Raw genomic sequence first — 21,924 nt, 5'->3', positions numbered from 1 at the left:
CAGCCGCGGCCAAACAGGTCAGGAGGGCCGGTCGGGCTTCTGGTTGCGTTCGGGGTTGTGGTTGCGGCCGGAGGCTCGGTGGCGGGGCTCGTGCCGATCGGCCGCGAATGTGCCGGCCATGCGGCGTCGTCGAGGGACGCCAGAGCGGTCGAACAGGGGCGGCTGGCCGGGTGCGCCGAGCTCGGCCGGTCGGCCCGGGTCTGACGGGTGGACCGCCGAGCCGGGTGGGATGGGCTGGCCGGCGGGGATCGGCCGGCCAGACTGGATCGGCGTCACCGGCGGGGCCGGGCTCGGCGGTGCCCCGCCGGCCAACGGGGGGAGAAGCGGCGACGGCACCCGCGGCGGGCCTGACACGCCGCCGGTCGAGGACGGGTCGGGCAAGGACAGAGGCGACGGAGGCAGCGGAGGCGCCGGGGTCAGCAGGACGGCGCCGGAACCCGCGCCCGGCGGGACCGACAGCGCGTGCGGCTCCCCTGGGGGTGCCACCGGCGGAGGCGGGGGCACGGACCGCGCGGCGCGGCCGCGGCGCGGCGGATCGGCGGAGGCCTGTCCCGGTGTCCACAGAGAGGGCTCCTGGTGACCTGGGCCGCCAGCGACGATGTCCGGTTCGCCGATGCGGTGGTGCGGCCGGTGGCGGCCGCGCAGACGTTCTTCGGTGTCCCTTCCGGCGTCCGTGCCCCGGCTCGCGGCCGTTTCGGCGGCCGGGTCGCCGGCAGCCGGCCCACTGGGTGAACCTGGCGGAAGAGCGGGCAGCGCATGGGACCCACGGTCCAGACCGCCGTCCCCGCCCGCGCCGAGGTCCCCGCCCAGCGAGCCGTCGGCGCCCGCGCCGGCGCCGGGCGGCAGGGCCAGCCTGCCGGCGGCGCCGGCCAGCTCAAGGGCACCGGCCGTGTCCGGGTCGGCGAGCTGGGCGAGGCGGCGCTGCTCCTCCTGGGCGAGCCGGGCCCTGGCCTGCTCGTAGCGGCTGGGGCCGCGGCGGAGCCTTGCCCGCAGCCGGGAGTCGGCGGAGCGGGCGGCGGCCACCAGCCGCGGTTCCTCCAGCCGGGCGCCCAGCGCCTCGGCGGCCATCGCCCGCTCGGCGGCGAGCTCCCGCTCGAGCTGGGCGATCCGGTCCGACTTCTCGATGTCGAGCGCGACCAGCCGCATGCGCTCGGCGTCGAGCTTCGCCCACTCCTGCTGATGCAGCCGGGCGGCGGCCATCCCCTCGTCGCGCGTCGCCACCACCCGCAGGTACAGCTCGAGCCGGTTGCGCTCCAACCGGGCCAGCAGCGGGTTGGCCACCCAGGGCGACAGGAGCTCGGCGACCCTGGTCGCGAACGGCGCGCGCCGGTCGACGACGACGCCGAGGCCGAGGACCGGCGCGACGGTGAAGAACCGAAGCTCGGGGTGGCCGGCGACGAACTCCTCGACGGCGGTGCGCACCCCGTTGCGCGGCCCGCCCTCGGCGAGCGCCCACGCGTAGGCGCCGCCGCCGCGCATCCCGCGGCCGAGGACGGCGTCCGGCGTGTCGAGCGTCACACCGGCGTCCCAGGAGTGGGGCTGAAGGTCGGCGTCGGTCAGCCGGTCGGGGGCCCGGTACTGGTCGCGCCGGCCGGTGGGCCAGCCGACGTCGTGGACGATGACCAGCGGGAACGAGTTCCGGCCGAACTCGTGGACGGCGTCGTCGACCGCGGCGAGCGTGGCGGTGACGGTGGCGTAGTTCGCGTCACCGTCGATCAGGTAGGCGTCGGTCGGGGTGTGCCCGTCGAGCCCGGCGGCGCCGTGGTCGCGAACCACGTCGATATCCAGGCCGCGGCCGGCGCTCGGTACGCGGCCCGGCTCGGGGTCGACGATGAGGAGCCGGCCGCCGCCGCCGGCGCGCAGCAGCTCGACGACCAGACCGGTCGTCGAGCCGTTCTCGGCGCCGAGGACGGTGACGCTGCGGACGCTGGCCGCGCCCAGCAGCGGCAGCCAGACCTCCCGCAGGTCGATGAGCGATCGCAGCAGCAGCGGCTGGCCGCCCGCGCGGTTCGCGGCGTTCGGGTCGTAGCCCTCGACCGCGCCGCGGCCCTCCTGGCCGTAGACGGCGAGCTCGGCCGATCCGGGCGCGGCCGCGGCGGCGGCCGCCAGGTCGGCGAAGCTCTCCCGCAGGGCACCCTCGCCAGCCCCGGCCGCACCGCCGGGGCTGGGGAGGCGCAGCGGACCGGTGTTCGCCGAGGCGGCGGAGCGAACGTAGGGGCGGGCGGTGTGCGAGACAGGCTGCTCGTCCCGCCCGTCGTGGCCCGCCAGCCCGGCCGGGGCAGTGCTCGGCGTGTCGTTCACCGCGGGCCTCCCAGCCGGCCGTCTCGACCTGTCCAGGCCTGCCGCCGGATCCCGCGAGGCGAGTCGCCCACCCGGGGTCTTCCAGCTGTCACCGCAGGCCTCCCAGCTGTCGCATCACCCGGCGGGCGGCCCGGCGCGGCAGCTGCGGCCCCGACGCCGGGCCTGCCGCGGCAGGCGCGGGAGCGGCCACTGGGTCCCCCCGGATCCCTATCCAACCAAAGGCGAACTCGACGTCAATTGCGTACGTGCCGCCCAACTCTGGCATGCCGGACAGATCCAGGTTGTAGACGAGTTGAGGGTCGTCGTCGAGGATTTCGACCAAGTTGGGCTGCAGTATTCTCAGCCCCACCAGACCGAGAACAATGCCGCGCCTACGGTCCACCAATCCGGTTTCGCCAGGCGTCCCAGCGGGGATACTGCGGCCCATCGCATCCGGAAGCGAACCCGGCCCGTCGAACGCGGTGATCGTGATCTGCCGGGGCTCGCCCGCGCCGACGATGTGGAAGGCGAGGGTGAGCCAGTCGAGCCGGAGCAGGCCCCGCCGGCCGGCGGGGTCGACCCGGACGCGACGGACACCGACGGCGTCGACGACCCGCAGCCGAACCAGCGACAGCCCGTCCCGGCCGGCATAGGGCACCGCGGTGGCCTTGGGGCCACGGGCGAAGTCCGCGCCGGTGTCGACGTACACCTCGACGGGGCCGGCCGCGGCCGGCGCCGACAGCTCCCGCGGGTCGATTCCCGCGGCGGCCGCGAGCTCGGTGACAACCGCGAGCGGCCGGTTCGCGACGGCGGCGACGGCCGCGGGCCAGGTCGCCTCGCGCAGCGGCAGCTCCGCCAGACCCGCCGGGCTCAGGTAGGGCATCCGCCTGATCAGCTCGGCGGGCAACAGACCCCGGCCGTCCTGCTCGGCGGGCTCCGCGCGCCCATGCCGGCCGGTCACCGGCCCCGCTCCCATGGCTCCAGGGACGCCGACCGTGGCGGACGACTCGGATCCGGCCCTTCCCAGCCCGGCCGCCGGCCGCTCCTGGCCGGACGCCACCCCACCGGCCTCAGCACCAGCCAGCGCCATTCCGGTCGGGCCAGTCGGGCCAGCCGCACCGGCCATACCGGCGAACGAGCCGTCCTCCGGCGCGGCACCCGGCGGCCGGCCGTCGACCACCAGGGCACTCGTCGCCTCGATGCCGACCGGCTCGTCGTCATCGCCGTCGTGTCGCCAGGAGCCGAAGGTGGCGGCCTCCGCCGTCGTCGGCCGGGCGACGAAGCGAGCCAGCATGCGTAGCAGCGCGAGCCGGGCGCTGTCGCCACCCAGCGACGGCAGCGCGCTGTCGGGGCTGTCCGGGCTCTCCGCGCGCCGGTAGCGCAACCACTCCTGCTGAAAGGCCCGGGCACCGTCCTGGGCGGCGGCCCGCTGCGCCAGCTGCGTGCGGCTGGTCCGGGCGAGTCCCAACAGCGGGGTGGACATCTCGTCGAACGAGGCGAGCCGGCCCGTATCCGCCATGGCGACCTGCTCGACGACCGCCGGGGCGCGCAGCAGCTGGCCGGCGAGGCGCGCTGGCTGGCCGCCGGAGACGAGGTAGCCCTCCATCCGGTGGCCAGCGAGCTGGTATTCGAGCGCGGCGGGACCGGTCGCCAGGTAGAGCCCCACGGGGATGACCTCGCGGCCGGTGGCGGTGAGCAGCCGGGCAAGCAGCGCCTGGGTGGTCCCATCCCAGCCAAGATCGACCATTACGGCCGGGCCGCGTTCGGGCAGCCGATCGTCCAGGTAGCGCAGGAACCGTTCACGCAGCCGCTCGGCGGCCAGCACGATCTCGCCGCGGACGCGGTCGTCGCGGCTGAGCGTCTCCAGCAACTCGTCGAGGATCTCGTCGAGCAGCCCGGCCGGCACGTCGAGCCGGCGGCCGGCGAGCGCGGAGATCCCCGGCGCGGCGGCGAGATCGACCCGCAGCCGGCGCAGCAGTGCCCCGACGGTGCCCACGGCGCCACCGGTGCCAGGGGCCGGACCGCCGGGGCCGGCGTGCGCGGGGCCGGTGCCGGCGTGCCTCAGGAAGGCACGCAGCTCCTCGGGTGAGGCCTCGAAGACGTTGGCCAGCGCACACACCTCGCGCGACGCCCACAGCGTCCGGGCCGCGACGCCGGCGTCGCGGCCGGGGCTTTCGAGCAGGCTCGCGACGAACCGGCCGGAGCGCATCAGGCAGAACGCCTCATCGGCGCCCAGCTCCCGGGTGCGCTCGACGACCCACTCGGCGAAGCCGGTGAAAACCGGGCCGAACACGGTCGCCCCGGTGTCCCAGAAGCGGCGCAGCGCCCGAGGGACGGCGGCGGCGTCGGCCCGGTGCAGGACGCGGGCGCGCAGCGCGGTCAGCCCGAAGTCGCCGTACTCGAGATCTACGGGGGCCGCGTCGTCCGGTTCGTCGAGCAGTCCCTCCATCGCGAGCGTCGCGCGCAGGTCGCGAGCGGGACCGCCCCTGCGCACGATCGTGACGCCCCGCCCACCGCGACCAGCATGCCCACCACGGCCATCACGCCCGCCCGAACCGCCCGAACCGCCCGCGGGCTGGCCCGCGGCGCGCCCGTCGCCGGTGCCCCGGCCCGGCGGGCCACCGGCCGGTTCTGAACCCGCGGCACCGGTGTGCTCGCCGGTCGGGTCGCCGGCCAGGTACAGCAGCCTGGACGTGGGGGCACCGGTCGCCGTGAGCACGTGGCCGAGCAGGCCCTCGGCCGTCCCGACGCCGATGTCGGCCGAGGTGAACGGGCCGGCGAACGGGATGCCCGCGAGCTCCGGGCGCGTCAGCAGGCGCTCCAGCTGCGCCGCTGACAGGCAGGTGTCGGCGACGAGGTAGACCGGCAGGCCCAGCTTGAGAGCGGCGAGCTCGACGAGCTCGGCGGCGGCGAGGTCGACCCGGTAGGCCGCCCGCAGAGCGGCGACCTCCGCCTCCACCAGGGGAGCGAGCTCACCGGCGCCGGGCAGCGCGGGCCGCAGCAGCGCCCAGATCTCGTCCAGCCGCGGCGCGGGGCCACCGCCGTCCCCGGCGGCGGCCACGCCCTCACGGGTGGCCAGCACCCGGCGCCTGGCCTGCCGCTCAGCCAGGATCCTCAGGTGGGCGAACTGGCCGGGGGTGATGCCGGCCGGCAGCCGGCCGGCGGCGGCGAGCCGCTCACCGAGCAGCAGGAACAGGTGCGCCGGCCGCGGCGCCAGCCGCCACAGCAGCGTCTCGAAGACGTCGACGACGAGTACGTCGGCCCCGCCCGAGTCGAGGTGCGACCACGCATCCCCCAGCCTCGCGTCGGTGAACACCGCGGTCACCCCCGTTCCAACGCCGTCGGCCGCGCGACGGCGGGGGAAACGGCGGGCGACATCCCGGGAAGTCCCGGATGTCCGCGCCACCGCGTGCGGTCGCCTCCGACAAGTCGCGAGGGAGGAGCCGGCCACCACACCGGAGGCGGAGTGGACTGCACCGTCGCGCCTCCTTCGGCCAGGGCTGCGCAAGGCGCCGACCGGTGCCGGAGCAGGCTGGCCGATACTATGAACCGCCTCCCGGGTGGCGGGCACCGGCGTCAACGGAGACGCGTGCGGTGGGGTGGCTGTGCGCCCACCGTGCTCATCTCCTGTGCGGCGATGGTGCCCGGTTCCTGCTGGATCGCGAAGCCGGGGCTCCTGCCGGATCGGCGACAGGGTCCCTGCCAGATCGGCGAAGCCGATCTGGCAGGTCAGCGATCTGTGAGGTCAGCGACTTGGGAGGTCTGCTGGGAGGGCGGCGAACCGGAAGGTCCGCCGGCTCGGCACGGGTGCCGACGCCACCGTCGCCGAATCCGGACCTCACCCGCCTCGGCGGGCCCAACCGGGACCATGGCACGATCGGGACAACAACCGGGGCCGCGCCAAGGCGCGCGGCGGTCCCGCGACGTCCCGGGGTCCGGCGTCGTACAGGGTCGAGAAGGAGCCGAGGAGTGCAGCTCGCAGGTGCTGGCCCCGCCGCCGGCCCGGGCGGCGCGACGGGAGCGTCCCCGATACCGCCGCCGGTGACGCCGACGACCGCGACGGCGTCACCCTCGCCGTCCGCGTCGCCGGCCCCCGACGAGTCGTCATCGTCGCCCATGTCCTCGCAGACGGCGCCCCAGCCAGCGGCGCCCCAGCCAGCGGCGCCCCCGCAGGCCGCGTCCCCGTCGGCGCAGGCCCCGTCGCCGTCCACCTCCCCGACGCCGCGTCCGGCGCCGGCGCGCAGGTCCGGTGCCGGGCCACGGCACGCGGCGAGGAACTCGCAGCAGACCCCCCGGCAGATCCCGGGTTCCGCCGGTCCGGACGGGACCTCGGGCTCCGCTGGTCCGGGCGGGGCCCCGGGGGCGCTGGCCAAGCGGTCGCGCGCCCAGAGCAGGGTCCGCTGGGAGCTGCTGCGCAACCTGATCCGCAAGGACATCAAGGTCAAGTACAAGGGCTCGACCCTCGGCTTCGCCTGGTCCCTCGCGAACCCGCTGCTGCTGCTCGTGGTGTACACGTTCGTCTTCCAGGTCGTGTTCAAGTCGGGTGTGCCGCGGTTCGGCATCTACTTCCTGTCCGGCCTGCTCGTCTGGAACGCGTTCGCGGGCAGCGTGTCGACAGCCTGCGGCAGCGTCGTCGGCAACGCCAACCTGGTGAAGAAGGTCCGTTTCCCGCTGCAGGTGCTGCCGCTGTCCGCGGTCGGCTTCGCCGCGGTGCACTTCGTGCTGCAGCTGCTGGTGCTGCTGGTGCTCACCCTGGCGCTCGGCTACCCGCTGATCGGTGGCGGGCTGCTGCTGCTCGTCCCGGCCGGCGCGGTCGCGCTGGTGTTCACCGTCGGGATGTCGATGCTGGTCTCGGCGCTGTCGGTGCGGTTCAAGGACGTGCCGCACCTCGTCGAGGTGGCCCTGATGGCCTGGATCTGGCTGAACCCGATGGTCTACGCGTTCGGGCTGATCCAGCAACGGCTCCACGAGTACACCTGGGTCTACGAGCTGAACCCGATGGCCGTGGTGGTCATGGCGTTCCAGCGGGCCATCTACGTCGACGCCACCGCCACCAAGCCCGACGGCAGCCAGCTGCAGGTCCTCGCCGACCCGGGGTACCTCTACTACCTTGAGCGCCTGGCCATGGCGGGGGCGATCTCCCTGGGCGTGCTGGTGCTCGGCATCTGGGTGTTCCGCAAGCTGCAGGCCGACTTCGCCGAGGACCTCTAGTGAGCCAGACCTCCCCGCCCCTCCCCGTCGGCGCGGCCGCGACGTCGGCGCCCGCCCGGCCGGCCGGCGGTGGCGCGACCGCCAGCGTCAGCGCCGGCGTGCTGCCGACCGGCGGCACGAGCGCGAGGGGCGGCGCCCCCGCGGCGGGGACCGGCCCGACCGTGATCCGCGCTACCGGCGTGAGCAAGAAGTTCGTCTCGTACCACAAGCGGGCGACGAGCCTGAAGGAGGCGTTCGTCCGCCGCGGCGGCCTGGCCGGCGAGGACTTCTGGGCGCTGCGCGACATCAACATCGAGATCGCCCGCGGCCAGACCGTGGGCCTCGCCGGCGCGAACGGCTCCGGCAAGTCGACGACGCTCAAGGTGCTCGCCGGCATCCTGCGCCCGACCAGCGGCAAGGTCGAGGTGCACGGCCGGATCGCCTCGCTGCTGGAGCTGGGCGCCGGGTTCAACGGCGAGCTGTCCGGCCGGGACAACGTCTACCTGAACGCCTCCCTGCTCGGCCTGTCCAAGCGGGAGATCGACAAGCTGTTCGACTCGATCGTCGACTTCGCCGAGCTGTCACACAAGATCGACGACGAGGTGAAGCACTACTCGTCCGGCCAGTACGTCCGGCTCGGCTTCGCCGTCGCCGTGCACGTCGACCCGGACATCCTGCTCGTCGACGAGGTGCTCGCCGTCGGCGACGAGGCGTTCCAGCGCAAGTGCCTCGCCAAGATCGACGAGTTCCGGAACCAGGGCCGCACGATCCTGTTCGTCACGCACTCGCTCGACCTCATCGAGAACATGTGCGACCGGGTCGTCGTGCTCGAGGCCGGCAAGGTGATCCACGACGGCGCGCCGGCGGTCGGCACGAAGCTGCTGCGCCAGCGGCTCGGCAGCTCGCCGACCGAGGGTGCCGGCGCCTACAGCACGGCGACGGTCCGGCCGGAGACCGTCGCCTTCGGCTCGTCCCCCGGCGCGGCGCCGCAGATCTCCTACGACCCCGGCGACCCGATGACACTGAGCGTCGGCATCGAGGTCACCGAGGGCGCGCCCGAACGAGTCCGCGCGCGCTGCGTCATCGTCGGCCAGAACGAGATCCCGATCTGGGTGATGGAGACCCCACCGGCGGGTATTCCGGTCAGCCAGGGCTTCACCATCGTCGACTTCACCATCGGCTCGCTACCAGCGCTGCTCGGCGCGTTCGCCGTGCGGGTGGAGGTCGCCGACGCGGCGACCGGCACGCCCATCACCTCACGTCGCTTCCACGAGCTGTTCGGGATCAACAGCTCGCACGCCGAGGGCCTGGTCCACGTCGACTACGAGGCAAGGCCGCGGGCATGAGCCACATCACCGACCTGACCAGCAGCGACCTGACGAGCAGCGACCTGACGAGCGCCAACCGGGCGAGCGTCGGCCTGGCGAGCCGCGGCCTGGCGAGCGCCGCTGTCGGGGCGGCGTCCGGCGTGGCGGCCGCGGGATCGCTGACCAAGGCCACGCCCGACACCCCGGGCGTCGACGGCATCTCCGACGCCCGGGACACGGGCGGCGCGGTGCCCGCCGCCGGGCACCCCGACGGCGGCGGGTCCGGCTCCGGCTGGGGCGAGCGGCCGCTGGCGACCATCGTCATCGTCAACTGGAACGGCGCCCACCTGCTGCCGCCGTGCCTGGACGCGGTCGCCAAGCAGATCACCGGCTTCGGGTTCCAGACCTGGGTCGTCGACAACGCGTCCAGCGACCACTCGCGGGCGATGCTCGCCGAGCGCTACCCCTGGGTGCGGGTGATCGAGTCGTCGAGGAACCTCGGCTTCGCGGGCGGCAACAATCTGGCGCTGCGCCAGGTGAACACCACCTACGCGGTACTGCTGAACAACGACGCCATCCCGGAGCCGGACTGGCTGGCCAACCTGCTGGCCCCGTTCGAGCAGCCCGGCGGGGACAAGCTGGGCGCGGTCACCGGCAAGGTGGTGTTCCTGCCGCGGTTCCTCCGGCTGCGCATGGAGACCTCGACCTTCTCACCCGGCCCGCACGACCCGCGCTCACTCGGCGCGCGGATCTCGTCGGTGACGGTCAACGGCCGCGACGTGCTGCGCGACGTCCTCTGGGAGAAGCTCACCTTCGGGGCCGAAGGGCCGCCGACCGCCCCGTTCTTCTGGACGCGCGGCAACGGCGAAATGCTCGTGCCCGTACCTGAAAGAGGGACGGTCACGCTCGGGCTCACCTGGGCGGCCGAGGCCGCGAAGACGGTCATGCTCAGCTGGGACGGGCACTCCGGCCCTGCCGACGGCGGCCCCGGCTGGGCGGCGGCCGACGGCGGTGCCGCCCGCTTCGCCGCGCTGCCGGTCACCGGCACCGAGCCGAACGCCGTCTCGGTGACGATCGACGACACCGCGCCGCGCGTCGACGTCATCAACAACGTCGGCGGGATCGTGCTGCGCGACGGCTACGGCGCCGACCGCGGCTACCAGGAGGTCGACACCGGCCAGTTCTCCAACCCGGAGGAGGTCTTCACGGCCTGCGGGAACGGGATGGCCATGCGCGCGGAGCTCGGCCATGACCTGGGCTGGTTCGACGACGACTTCTTCCTCTACTACGAGGACACGGATCTCTCCTGGCGGATCCGCTCCAGGGGGTACAGCATTCGTTACGTGCCCGGCGCCGTGCTGCGGCATGTGCACTCGGCGTCGAGCGTCGAATGGTCGCCGCTGTTCGTCTTCCATACCGACCGCAACCGGCTGCTCATGCTGACGAAGGACGCGACGCTGCCGCTCGCGGTGGCCGCGGTGGCGCGCTACCCGCTGACCACCGCGTCGATCGCGATACGGACGCTGCGCCAGGGGTGGCGGGCGCGCAGCCGGCCGGCGGTGCGGCCTACGCTGCTGCGGCTGAAGGTGATCGCGTCCTACCTGCGACTGTTCCCGATCATGGTCGGGCGGCGCAGGGAGATTGGGCGCACCGCAAGCGAACGGCGCAGCGCGCTGCAGGACTGGCTGGTGTCACGATGACGGACCATTCCGACGAGAACACCCACGGGGACAGCACCTTCGAGACAGATGGCCCCGAGAGCCCTGACGGCGACGCGGCCCGGCCCGGTGGCGACGGATTCGGTGCGCGGGTCGGGGCCGGCGGCTACCCGAGCGGCGGCTGGTCCGGCGAGGAGTGGTCGGCGCGGGGGCAGGACTCGTTCGGTTCGCCGCCCGCCCCGACGCCGATCAACTTCGACCCGCTCGACCCGCTGGGCCTGAGCCGGCTGGACTCGTTGGACGGGCCGGGCCGGGCCGACCCGTTGGACCTTCCGACCCGCTACGACGAGAGCGCGCGGCCGGCACCGCTCGGCCCGTCCTTCGACCAGTCCCTCGACTTCCTCGACCGAACCGCCACGCCCGACGACAAGGCCTACCCAGGACTGCGCGATCCGCTGGACCCGCCGGGCAGACTGGACCGGCCGGGCCGGCTGGACCCGCTGGCGGGGCTGGAGCCGCTGCCGCCGCTGGGCATTCCCACCCGGCCGGACGAGGGCACCAGGCCGACACCGTCGCGCTCGCGCCCGGACCGGCTGTCCTCCCTGGAGCACCTGTCGCTCCTGGAGCCCATGCCGCCTCGGGAACCCGTGTCGCAGCCCAAGCCGCGATCGGCTCGAGAGCCGCTGGCGTCGCCGGAGCCGGCTGGAACGGCGGAGCCGGCTGGAACGGCGGATCCATTCGGCTCGTCCGACCTGGAGCCGCTTACGGGTCATGGCGGCGGCGAGCCGCTGGAGGGGCAGGTCATCGACCGGGCCACCGGTCGTCCGGTCGGCATCCCCGCCCAGGACGCCCGTCTGGCCGGCGCGCCGTACTTCGGCTCTGGCCCGTTCGCCGGCGATGGCACCGATGCGGACCCGCGCACGCGCGGGGTCGACGCGCGGGACGGCCACGACCCCGACCGTGCCGGTGACCACGGCATCGCGTTCTCCGGCCTGTCTCCCGAGCTGGACGACGGCGCGGGCCAGGTTCTCGACGGCGCGGTCCTCGACGCGGACCAGGTGATCGACGTCGATCCGGTGCTCGATGTGGACCTGCGGGAGCCGCTCGACGAGCTGCCGCGCTGGGACCCGCTCTCCGATGACCTGCCGGAGGAGCTAGCCGTGGGCCTCACCACCGAGTCGACGACGGCCGACGACCTGCTGGCCCGCAGACCGCCGTGGCCGGACGGCCTTGACCCGGACGGCCTCGACCTCGACCGCGTCGACCCGGACAGCGTCGGCATCGACGGCCTCGGCTCGGGCAGCCTCGGCATCGACGGCGTCGACCCGGACAGCGTCGGTTTCGACGATGTTCGCCTGAACGATGTTCGCCTGAACGATGCTCGCCTGAACGGCATGACCGGGCCCATCGCGCCCACGTTCTCCGACCCGGACGCGGCCTCGACCGCGCGTTCGGGCCTGTTCGGCCTCATCTCCGACGTGCCCGGCATCTCCGACGTGCCCGGCCCGCGGCCCGTCGAGCACGTCCCGGTGGAGCACCTCCCGGTCGCCGACGGCCTGCCCCAGGACCCGGGAGCCATCGACCCGTTGGAGGGTCAGGGCGTCGAGCCGTTCCCGGCCGAGGCCGCGGCGGACCGCGTCGACGGGACGTCCGGCGACGACGCGCCCGAGATCCCGGCCGTCGGCGACGGCTACGCCTCCCCCTTCGGGGACGTCCTCGCCGACGTCACCGATCGCGCCGCGGCCCCGGACGGCGGGTTCGTCCCGGACCCCGGCCCCGTCTCCGATGGTGAGCCTGTCTTCGACGACGGCCGGATCTTCGACGACGACCTCGCGACCCGCTCCGCCGCGTTCGGCGGCCCGATGTTCGATGACGGCCGCGTCTTCGACAGCGGTGCGGTTCTCGACGACGGCCCAGTATTCCCCACGCCTGGCGGCTCGTTCGACGACATCCCGGCGTTCCCGGCCCCCGGCTCGTTCGACGAGCGGCTCGGCTTCGTCGGTGATCTGGGCGGCGGCTACGGTGAGGATCTCCCCGGCGACGCCCTCGGTCCCGTGCTCGACGACGCGCTTCCGGCCCCGGTCGGCAACGGCGCCTTCGAGCCCACCGACGACGGCATGGCCGACGCGGAGGCGCGCGGCCTCACCAGCTCCGAGGAGACCGCCGGCGCCGACAACGGCGGCGCCCTCTCGGACGTCGACATCCCCATGGATGAAGGCGTCTTCGAACTCGCCGACGAACTTCCCGCGGGCGAGCCGGAACCGGCGACGTGGAGCGGCACCGCCGAACCCGTCGAGACCGGCATCCCCATGGACGAAGGCGCCTTCGAACTCACCGACGAACTTCCCGCGGGCGAGCCGGAACCGGCGACGTGGAGCGGCACCGCCGAACCCGTCGAGACCGGCATCCCCATGGACGAAGGCGCCTTCGAACTCACCGACGAACTTCCCGCGGGCGAGCCGGAACCGGCGACGTGGAGCGGCACCGCCGAACCGGTCGAGACCACCGAACCCGTCGAGACCGTCCTGGCGGACGACAGGGACCACCCCGGCGAGGACGGCGAGGAACCGTCCAACCCACCGGGGCCGGTGCATCCGGACCAACCGACCGAGCGGGCGTTCATGCTGTACTCCGGCTTCTCCGGTGAGCGAAGGCACGTGGGTTTCCAGATCGGGACGCTGCCGGAGCCGGCGATCCCGGAGCGCGCGGTACCGAGCCTGGCCGCGCCGTCGCCCCTGGCCGCCGAGCCCGGCGTCCTGGCGCCCGTCTCCAGCGGTGGCGCCGTCCCGCTGCGGGCCCGGTTCGCCGGCAGGCCCGCGGCGGCTGATGGGTCTGTGACGGCTGATGGGTCTGTGACGGCTGATGGGTCTGTGACGGCTGATGAGCCAGTGACGGCTGACGGGCCCGTGGAGGAGTCCCGCCACGGCCGCGCCGGCGGGTTGGCGGCCGACGACGAGCTGGCCGACGCCTACCAGGTGGCCCAGGACGAGGACGTCCCGACGACGCCGGCACAGACGGCCGAGGCCGAGGGCACGAGCGCCGCCACCGCGACGCCGGGCACCCCCGCCACCGCGACGGCGGGCGAGGCCCCGGCAACCTGGCCGCTGAGCATCCCGGCGGGCCGGCCGGTGAGGGCCGCCGTCTACAACCGGTTCTGGCACTCGATGGGCGGCGGCGAGCGCCACAACGGCATGATCGCCCAGGTGATGGCCGCCGACGGCGTCGAGGTCGACATCCTCGGTCACTCGGACGTCAATCTCGCCGACCTCGGCGCGCACCTCGGTCTGGACCTGTCGGGCTGCCGCTACGTCCGGATCCCGGACCGCGGCGAGGAGGACCTGTCGGTCCGGTCCGGTGAGTACGACCTGTTCGTCAACGGCTCCTACATGAGCCGGGTGCCGACCCGGTCGCGCAAGGCCGCCTACCTGTGCTTCTTCCCGACACCGTTCGACCACGACATGGCGGCGTGGCGCAAGGCGGCGGTGCGCTCCGCCGGGCCGCTGCTGCGCGGGGTGCGCCCGGCGGTCGACTTCGGCCTTGGCTGGTATCCGCCGGAGGGCGGCCGGGTGCGCCAGTGGCGCTGGTCGTCCGGGAACGCGGTGCTCGCGATCTCCCCCGGCACCCAGCGGGCGCTGCGCGCCGACTTCGGCCGGCCGGGCGCTCCGACCGGCACCTCGCTGCGGATCGTCGGTGCCAGCGGCGAGACACTCGCCAAGATCGACGTCGGCGCGGAGTTCGTCGCGCACGAGATCCCGCTGCCCGAGTCGCCGACCGGCACCGAGATCACCCTGATCTGCGAGCCGTTCACCCCGGGCCCGGCCGACGTGCGCGAGCTCGGCGTGGCCATCAGCCGGCCGCGGGTGGCCGACGCGGACGAAGGCCCGCGCGCCAAGGTGGCGCTGCGCTTCCCCTGGCTGCTGCGTGACCCGCACGACCTGGCCTGGATCGACCGCTACGACGCGGTGATGGCCAACTCCGACTACACCCGCGGCTGGATCCGGCGGATGTGGCGGCAGGAGGCCGACGTCCTCTACCCGCCGATCCAGGTCGACCGGCTGCACCCGGCGGCCAGGCGGGAGAAGACCATCATCACCGTCGGGCGGTTCTTCTCGCCCGGGCTCGGGCACGCCAAGCGCCAGCTGGAGATGGTCCAGTGGTTCGGCGAACTGCACGCCAGCGGGGCGCTGCCCGGCTGGACGATGCACGTCGTCGGCGGCATGGAGGACTCGCAGAAGCCGTACGTCGAGCAGATCAAGAAGGCCGCGGCCGGCCTGCCTGTCGAGGTGCACCCGAACGCGGCGCGCTCCGACGTCGAGCGGCTGCTGTCCACGGCTTCGGTGTTCTGGTCGGCGACCGGGTGGGGCGAGGACGAGCGGCGCCGGCCATGGACGGCTGAGCACTTCGGGATGACGACGGTCGAGGCGATGGCGGGCGGCTGCGTGCCGGTCGTCATCGACCGCGCCGGCCAGCGCGAGATCGTCCGGCACAGCATCGACGGCTTCCGCTGGACGGAGCCCGACCAGCTGATGTCGTTCACCCGCCGGCTCGCCACCGAGGAGGACCTGCGCGCACGGCTGGCCACCGAGGCGGTCGGCCAGGCCCAGCACTTCTCCGACGCGGCGTTCGCCGAGCGCTGGCGCACGATCGCCGCGCGCCACCACCTGTACGAAGGCTGACGCGCGCTGAAGACGGACGGCCGGGCGCCCTTCCGGCGCCAGAACAGGGGCATCCACGGCGGGTGGGCCCGTATCCCGGGCGCTCCGGTGCGAGGAACTCACCTGCCAGCCGTGCGAACGACCGCACATCTGACGACCATGCGCCTAGGGGGCCAAAGGGTGTGCGAAAATGATCTTCCTTCGCACACCCGGCGGCCGCTGTCCCCAGGATCACTAGCGGCCCTAGCGGCCGCGCACCTGGCGGCCGGCCGTGGAGCGGGCCTCGGGGCGGACGACCGGTGAGCGTGGACCAGCCGCCGCTGCGGGTGGTGCTCGACGGCACCCCGCTGCTGGGCCGGCGGACCGGTGTCGGGCGCTATGTCGAGAGCCTGCTGGCCGGGCTCGCCGACCTGGTAGGCGACGAGACCCTTGGCCTGACAGCCGGGACGATCGCCCTCGGCCGAGGCGCCGCGGGCCTCGCCAGCCGTGGCGGCTCCGGCCGGCCTGGCGGCGCGGTGGCGCCCAGCACCGGAGCGGGCCGAGGCACGAGCGAGCGGCGCTCAGCCGGCGAGGCCACCGAACCGGCCGAGCCGACGCTGGCCACCCGCGCGGCAAACGGTCGCTCCCCTGGCAGGGCGGCCCGCTCCCCCTCGACGCGGCCGCTGGAGCTCGCCGCGACGGCGTTCACCTGGCGGGGCCTCGCCGGCCTCACCGAGGCTCTGCCGCCGGGCATCACCCCCGCGGCGCGTCGGGTGCCGGCCCGGCTCCTGCAGGAGATCTGGGCGAGCGGCGAGCGGCTGCCCGTCGAGCTGCTCACCGGGCGGGCCGACGTCGTCCACGGCACGAACTTCGTGTTGCCGCCGCTGCGCGCCGCGCGCGGCGTGCTGACCATCCATGACCTGTCCTACCTGCGCACCCCGGACACGGTCAGCGCCGCCTCCGCCCGCTACACCTCGCTGGTCCCGCGCGGGCTGCGGCGGGCGGCGGTGGTGATCACCCCGAGCCAGGCGGTCGCCGAGGAGGTGATCGCGGCCTACCGGATCGACCGCGACCGGGTCATCGCCACTCCCCTCGGCGTGGACGACGCCTGGTTCGGCGCGGCGCCTCCCAAGCCCGGCTGGCTCGAGGAGCGCGGCCTCCCCGAGCGCTACCTGCTGTTCGTCGGCACCGCCGAGCCGCGCAAGAACCTGCGGACGCTGCTGTCCGCGCTGCGCGGCCTGCACGGCACCTACCCGGACATTCCACCGCTGGTGCTGGCCGGCCCGCCGGGCTGGGGGGCGGCGCTCGACACCGCGGGGCTGCCCGCCGGGGCGGTCGTCAGCGCCGGCTACCTCGACGAGGCCGACCTGCGCACGGCCGTCGCCGGGGCGGTCGCGCTGTGCTTCCCGTCCCGCTACGAGGGTTTCGGCCTGCCGCCGCTGGAGGCGCTCGCCGCCGGGACACCGGTCATCGCCTCGGACATCCCGGCGATACGCGAGGTGACCGGCCCGGTCGTCGGCGTCGCGGTCCGTCTCGTCCCGCCCGCGGACGCCGACCGGCTGGCCGACGCCCTGCTCGACGTGATCGACGGCGGCCACCGCGGCCTGGCCGACGGCTCGGCCCACGCCACCGGCGCCACCCCGGCCGGCACGGCGGACCCGCGCCGCGCTGGCCGTGAACACGCCCGCACCTTCACCTGGCGGCGCACCGCCGCGCTGACCGCCGACGTCTACCGCCGCGCCGCCGACTCCTGAGCCGCCCGGCGAGCTGGCCGCCTGAGCCGCCCGACCGGTTAGTCGCCGGGTCGGGCGGTGGACTCGGTGGCGGCGGCCAGGACCTCCGGGCCGCCGACGGCGGCCTCCGTGGGCAGGACGGACGACGCGGATACGGACGACTCAGATACGGACGACTCAGGTACGGATGACGCGGGCGTGGTCGGCCTGTCGACGTGGACGTCGACGTGGACATAGCGGCCGCCGCGCAGGAGGGACGCGGCGGCGGCGATCAGGGTCATGACGATCGCCATCGCGAAGACGATCGTCAGGCCGTGGTGGAACGGACTGGTGATCAGAGAGGGGAAGAACTCCTTGCCGGTCAGCGTCTGGGCATCGCCTGGCGGCAGACTGGCCAGCGTGTCCTGGCCGACTAGATGCTCGATGGGGTTGTAGCCGAGGAACGCGGCGAACAGGCTGCCGACCGGGGGCAGTGAGCCGACCTGGCCCGCCACGTCCGCGGGCACGCCGTGCGAGGCGAGACCGCCCGTCAGGGTCCGGGGCAGCACCGAGGCCAGGCCCACGATCATCAGCGAGAAGAACACGCCGATGGACAGCACGCTGCCCGAGTTCATGAACGTCGACCGCATGCCGGACGCGCTGCCGCGCAGGTCGGCCGGTACCGAGTTCATGATCGCTGTCGTGTTGGGCGCGGCGAACAGGCCGGAGCCGATACCGTTCAGCAGCAACAGGAGCGCGAACGTCGTGTAGTGGAAGTTCGTCGGGATCAGCAGCAGGCCGCCGAACGAGCACGCGCAGAGCAGCAGGCCGCCGGTGGAGAAGACCCGGGCACCGAACCGGTCGGACAGCGCCCCGGACACCGGTCCCGCCGCCAGGAATCCAACCGTCAGCGGCAGCATGTAGATGCCGGCCCACAGCGGCGTCTGTTCGTAGTCGTAACCGTGTAGCGGCAGCCAGATCCCCTGCAGCCAGATGATCAGCATGAACTGCAGGCCGCCGCGAGAGATCGCCGTCAGCAGCAGGGCGATGTTGCCCGCGGCAAAGGACCGGATCCGGAACAGCTGCAGCCGGAACATCGGGTGCTCGACCTTGGTCTCGATGACGGCGAACGTGCCGAGCACGGCCACCCCGCCGATCAGCGCGGCGAGCACCTTCGGGTTGGTCCAGCCCATCGTGTGTCCGCCGTAGGGCTGGATGCCGTAGGTGACGGCGGCGAGCAGCGCGGTCAGGCCGACGGCGAACGTCACGTTACCCAACCAGTCGATCTTCGCGGCGGAGCGGCGGCCGTTGTCCCGCAGGCTGATGTAGGCCCAGATCGTGCCGACCAGGCCGATCGGCACGTTCACCCAGAAGATCGCGCGCCAGTTCCACTCGGACAGCACGCCACCCAGGACGAGGCCGATGAAGGAACCGGCGAGCGCGGCGACCTGGTTGATGCCGAGTGCCATGCCACGCCGGTTGGCGGGGAACGCGTCGGTGATGATCGCGGCCGAGTTGGCCATCAGCATCGCGCCGCCGATCCCCTGAATGATCCGCACCACGATCAGCCAGATGGCGGCCTTCGCGCCGGTCCACGGGGTGAGGGCCAGGGCCGCCGAGGCGACGGTGAAGACGGCGAAGCCGGCGTTGTAGATCCGCACCCGGCCGTACATGTCGCCGAGCCGCCCGAGCGAGACGACCAGCACCGCCACCGCCACCATGTAGCCCATCAGCATCCAGAGCAGGTAGCTGATGTTCCCTGGCTGCAGGGGGTCGAGCCCGATCCCCCGGAAGATCGCGGGCAGCGAGATGATCACGATAGAGGCGTCGATCGAGGCCATCAGCACGCCTACCGTCGTGTTCGACAGCGCGATCTTGCCGTAGTGCCGCCCACGGTCGGCCGACACGGCGTCACCGGCCCCGGCGGAGTCGGCTCCGGCAGAGTTGGCGCCAGACGCGGCCGGACTGGGTGGCGAGGGCGGCCTCGGGGTCATCGTCGGTGCTGCTCCCGTCCGGGCCGGCATCCGGCGCCGTCGGAGATGAGCCCGCGGACGCACGCCACCGAGCAGGCCCGACAAGTCGGCGGCACATACTTGCTTAACACAAGCTAACGATCGACATCTCAGCACATCCCAAAATCTGACGTTCACGTAACTGATCGACTCCCGAGACGTCACGACCAAGGTCACGCGGCGTCCGGGGGCGAGCACAGACCCGGCGATCCCGGCGACGTGCCGAGCCTGGCCAGCGCGCGCCGACGTGGGTTGGTGTGTGCCGGCGCGCGCCGGCGTGGGCCGGCGCACAGGCTCGGGCCGGCGTGGGCGGGCGCGCCGGCTTGGGCAGACTTCGACGGACAAGCTTCGACGCGTGACGATCGGCTGGCTACGCAAAGTCGGGAAGAATCTTCCCGGACGGGTGTCGATCCGTCCAAGAGCCGTTCGTCGGATCCGTGAGCGGTCCGAGAGGCGGGCCGCGAGACGACAGGGGACATGCGATGGCGCAGTACCTGATCCTGATCTACGAGGACGAGGCTGGCTATGTCGCCGGCGGCCAGGCCGCCACCGACCGGGCGATGCGCGAGCACACGGCGTTCGGGGAGAAGAACGGGCCGTCCCTGCGTGGCGGCAACGCCCTGCAGCCGGTCGGCACGGCGACGTCGGTCCGCTCCGACAGCGCCGGCGGGTTCACCGTCACTGACGGCCCGTTCGCCGAGACGAAGGAGGCCCTCGGCGGCTACTACCTCGTCGAGGCCGCCAATCTCGACGAGGCGATCGCGATCGCGAAGGAGGTCCCGGCGCCGTTCGGCGGCGTCGAGGTCCGCCCGATCATGACCTTCGAGTAGGCCCGACCACCCGATGCGCACCGCCGAAGTGGCCGCCGCGGTCGCCGACGCGCACCGGCGCGAGTGGGCGTTCGTTCTCGCGGCGACGGTGCGCGTCACCCGTGACCTCGACGTCGCCGAGGAGTGCGTCCAGGAGGCCTACGCCCGCGCGCTGACGGCCTGGGCGGACGAGGGGATCCCCGCGCGGCCGGGCGGCTGGCTGACGACGGTCGCCCGGCGGCGGGCCATCGACCTGCTCCGCCGGGACGCGGCCCTGCGCCGCAGCCTGCCCCTGCTCATCGAGGACGAGGCCGCGCCGGGCCCGGAGGACGAGGTCACCTCGCCCTCCGGGCCGCGCCCCGGTTCCCGGCCCCGGATGCCGGCACTGGACTTGGCGGACCTGCCGGTGGTCGAGGGCGCGGCCGACGATCGACTTCGGCTGATCTTCACCTGCTGCCACCCGGCGCTGGCGCCCGAGGCGCGGGTGGCGCTGACCCTGCGGCTGCTGTGCGGGCTGACGACGGCCGAGGTGGCGCGGGCGTTCCTCGTGAGCGAGCCGACGATGGCCGCCCGGATCACCCGGGCCAAGAAGAAGATCACAGCGGCCCGGATCCCGTACCGGGTGCCGCCGCCCACCGAACTGCCCGATCGGGTCGACGCGGTGCTCACCGTCGTCCACCTGCTCTTCACGACCGGTCACACCGCGCCCGCCGGCGCCGACCTGGTCCGCCGCGACCTCGTCGAGCGGGCGCTGGACCTCGCCAGGATGCTGCGCCTGCTGCTACCCGACGACCCGGACGTCGCCGGCCTGCTCGCCCTCATCCTGCTCACCGACGCCCGGGCGGCCGGCCGGGTCGGCCCCGACGGGCGGCTGCTGCTGCTCGCCGAGCAGGACCGGGCCCAGTGGGACCGGGCCGCGATCGACGAGGGCATCGCTTTGGTCCGCGAGGGGCTACGCCGACGCGGGCCCGGGCACGGCCCGGGGCGGCTGCCCGGCCGGTACCCGCTGATGGCCGCGATCGCGGCGGTGCATTCCGGCTCGCCCAGCTGGGCCGACACCGACTGGCGCGAGATCGTCGGCCTCTACGGCCTGCTGGCCGCGCGCTGGCCGTCGCCGGTCGTGGCCCTCAACCGGGCGGTCGCGGTCGGTTTCGCGAACGGGCCGGCCGCCGGCCTCGCCGCGCTGGATGACCTCGCCGCCGAGCCCCAGCTCGCCGGTTACGGCTATCTCCCCGCCGCCCGTGCCGACTTCCTGCGCCAGCTCGGCCGCCCGGGCGAAGCCCGCCTCGCCTACGAGGAGGCCCTCACCATCACCGACAACTCCGTCGAACGCGACTTCCTCACCACCCGCCTCCGCCAGCTCGACCAGCCCTGAGGCCCGGGCGCCGGAGCCGGGGACCGGGGCCGCAGGCCGCAGGCCAGGGAGCAGGGCCAGAGGCCAGGCGGTAGGGACCGGGGAAACCGAAGGCAGCCATGGGACATGGCGGTCCGCGGGCGGCGCAGCGGTCACAGTTGGTCACGGCGACGAGGGGCAGGCCGTCAGCCGGCCGAGGCCAGCTCCCGAGGGGCGGCGGCCAGGACGAGCAGCTCGTCGACGGACCACTGGTCGTAGGCATGCTCGCCGTACTTGGCGGCGAGCACCTTGCCGTCGGGCGCGATCAGGAAGTCGCCGGGCAGGCCGAGGCGGCCGTGCGGCTGGCGCCGCGCCGGCGGCCGGTCCCGGCCCCGCAGGACCGCCCAGGTACTGCGGGCGACCCCGCCGATGACCGCGCCCCACGCCCGCGGGTCGAGCAGCGCGCGGGCAGCCGACTCGACGCCGAACTCCACGTAGAGCCGTCTGTCCGGATCTGCGATCAGCGTCAAAGGCAGCTCGTCGGCATAGCGGGCGAGCTCGGCCGCCGGCGAGTGGAAGACGACGACCTCCCGCACCCCTGCGCCTTCGATCTCGGCGACCCGACGGGCGACAGAGCGAAGGTGCAGGTTGCAGATGGGACAGCCGGCAAACCGCCGGAACTGCAGGTGAACGAGCCGTCCAGCCGGATCGGGGACCGGTATCGGCGGGCCGGCGACAGGCACGAGCTCGCGGACGGCGACCACGTCACCGGGCCGCACCGGGTTTCGCGGGGTATACATCAGGATCTCACTCCCACCGTAGGCGTACAAGGTACGCCTACCAGCGTAGGCGTACCTTGTACGCTGTCAACCCACTGAAGCCGCACCCCCAGCTGACCGCTCCTCCGAGCGGGACGTCTCGCCGGCCGCCACGGGTCGCCGGCCCGGCGACCCGCTGGCCCGCCGACCCGCTGACCCGAGGACCCACCG

Annotated in this window: 11 protein-coding genes; 7 read left to right on the top strand and 4 right to left on the bottom strand. The window is 74.0% G+C overall.

The genetic code is table 11. The features are described from left to right. Positions 1-18: 18 nt before the first annotated feature. Together QOZ89_RS39690 and QOZ89_RS39685 are read right to left on the bottom strand one after the other, a co-directional pair. Positions 19-2,301 carry a hypothetical protein gene (locus QOZ89_RS39690; protein WP_071052696.1) on the bottom strand — a complete coding sequence of 761 codons (2,283 nt, stop codon included), beginning with the start codon at positions 2,299-2,301 and terminating at the stop codon, positions 19-21. An 88-nt stretch (positions 2,302-2,389) separates the two neighbouring features. After that, positions 2,390-5,596 (bottom strand): haloacid dehalogenase, encoded by a 3,207-nt coding sequence (locus tag QOZ89_RS39685; RefSeq protein WP_312629234.1) that lies wholly within the window; start codon positions 5,594-5,596, stop codon positions 2,390-2,392. Between the two features lie 653 nt (positions 5,597-6,249). On the opposite strand from QOZ89_RS39685, the gene QOZ89_RS39680 reads away from it, so the two are divergent. The 5 genes from QOZ89_RS39680 (at position 6,250) to QOZ89_RS39660 (ending at position 16,823) form a co-directional block, all read left to right on the top strand. Beyond that, positions 6,250-7,491 (top strand): ABC transporter permease, encoded by a 1,242-nt coding sequence (locus tag QOZ89_RS39680; protein ID WP_083419665.1) that lies wholly within the window; start codon positions 6,250-6,252, stop codon positions 7,489-7,491. Continuing rightward, positions 7,491-8,816, top strand: coding sequence for an ABC transporter ATP-binding protein (locus QOZ89_RS39675; protein ID WP_312629220.1), 1,326 nt, complete (start codon positions 7,491-7,493; stop codon positions 8,814-8,816). Before QOZ89_RS39680 ends, QOZ89_RS39675 begins: the two co-directional genes overlap by 1 nt. Then, positions 8,813-10,477: a glycosyltransferase family 2 protein gene (locus QOZ89_RS39670; protein ID WP_312629218.1), complete on the top strand. Its 1,665-nt coding sequence runs from the start codon at positions 8,813-8,815 to the stop codon at positions 10,475-10,477. The genes QOZ89_RS39675 and QOZ89_RS39670 overlap by 4 nt, the downstream gene beginning before the upstream one ends. A gap of 3,122 nt (positions 10,478-13,599) precedes the next feature. Next, positions 13,600-15,111, top strand: a complete 1,512-nt coding sequence (locus tag QOZ89_RS39665; protein ID WP_241842245.1) for a glycosyltransferase — start codon at positions 13,600-13,602, stop codon at positions 15,109-15,111. Between the two features lie 278 nt (positions 15,112-15,389). Continuing rightward, positions 15,390-16,823, top strand: a complete 1,434-nt coding sequence (locus QOZ89_RS39660) for a glycosyltransferase family 4 protein (RefSeq protein ID WP_241842237.1) — start codon at positions 15,390-15,392, stop codon at positions 16,821-16,823. A gap of 38 nt (positions 16,824-16,861) precedes the next feature. On the opposite strand, the gene QOZ89_RS39655 is transcribed toward QOZ89_RS39660, so the two are convergent. Beyond that, positions 16,862-18,775 carry an MFS transporter gene (locus QOZ89_RS39655; protein ID WP_312629216.1) on the bottom strand — a complete coding sequence of 638 codons (1,914 nt, stop codon included), beginning with the start codon at positions 18,773-18,775 and terminating at the stop codon, positions 16,862-16,864. A 500-nt stretch (positions 18,776-19,275) separates the two neighbouring features. Between QOZ89_RS39655 and QOZ89_RS39650 the strand changes: the two genes are divergently transcribed. Next, positions 19,276-19,623 (top strand): YciI family protein, encoded by a 348-nt coding sequence (locus QOZ89_RS39650; protein WP_071052697.1) that lies wholly within the window; start codon positions 19,276-19,278, stop codon positions 19,621-19,623. A gap of 13 nt (positions 19,624-19,636) precedes the next feature. Then, entirely contained in the window at positions 19,637-20,977 is a 1,341-nt protein-coding gene (locus tag QOZ89_RS39645) for an RNA polymerase sigma factor (protein ID WP_312629214.1), read from the top strand. Between the two features lie 164 nt (positions 20,978-21,141). Here QOZ89_RS39645 and QOZ89_RS39640 read toward each other — a convergent pair whose 3' ends face one another. Beyond that, on the bottom strand, positions 21,142-21,735 hold the full coding sequence (locus QOZ89_RS39640) for a peroxiredoxin-like family protein (RefSeq protein WP_071052699.1): 594 nt from the start codon (positions 21,733-21,735) through the stop codon (positions 21,142-21,144). Positions 21,736-21,924 lie beyond the last annotated feature (189 nt).

It is taken from the genome of Pseudofrankia coriaricola (genome assembly GCF_032027725.1).
Lineage (GTDB): Bacteria > Actinomycetota > Actinomycetes > Frankiales > Frankiaceae > Pseudofrankia.
Note: the sequence above shows the minus strand (reverse complement) of the source record. Positions and strands in the feature narration are given on the sequence as shown.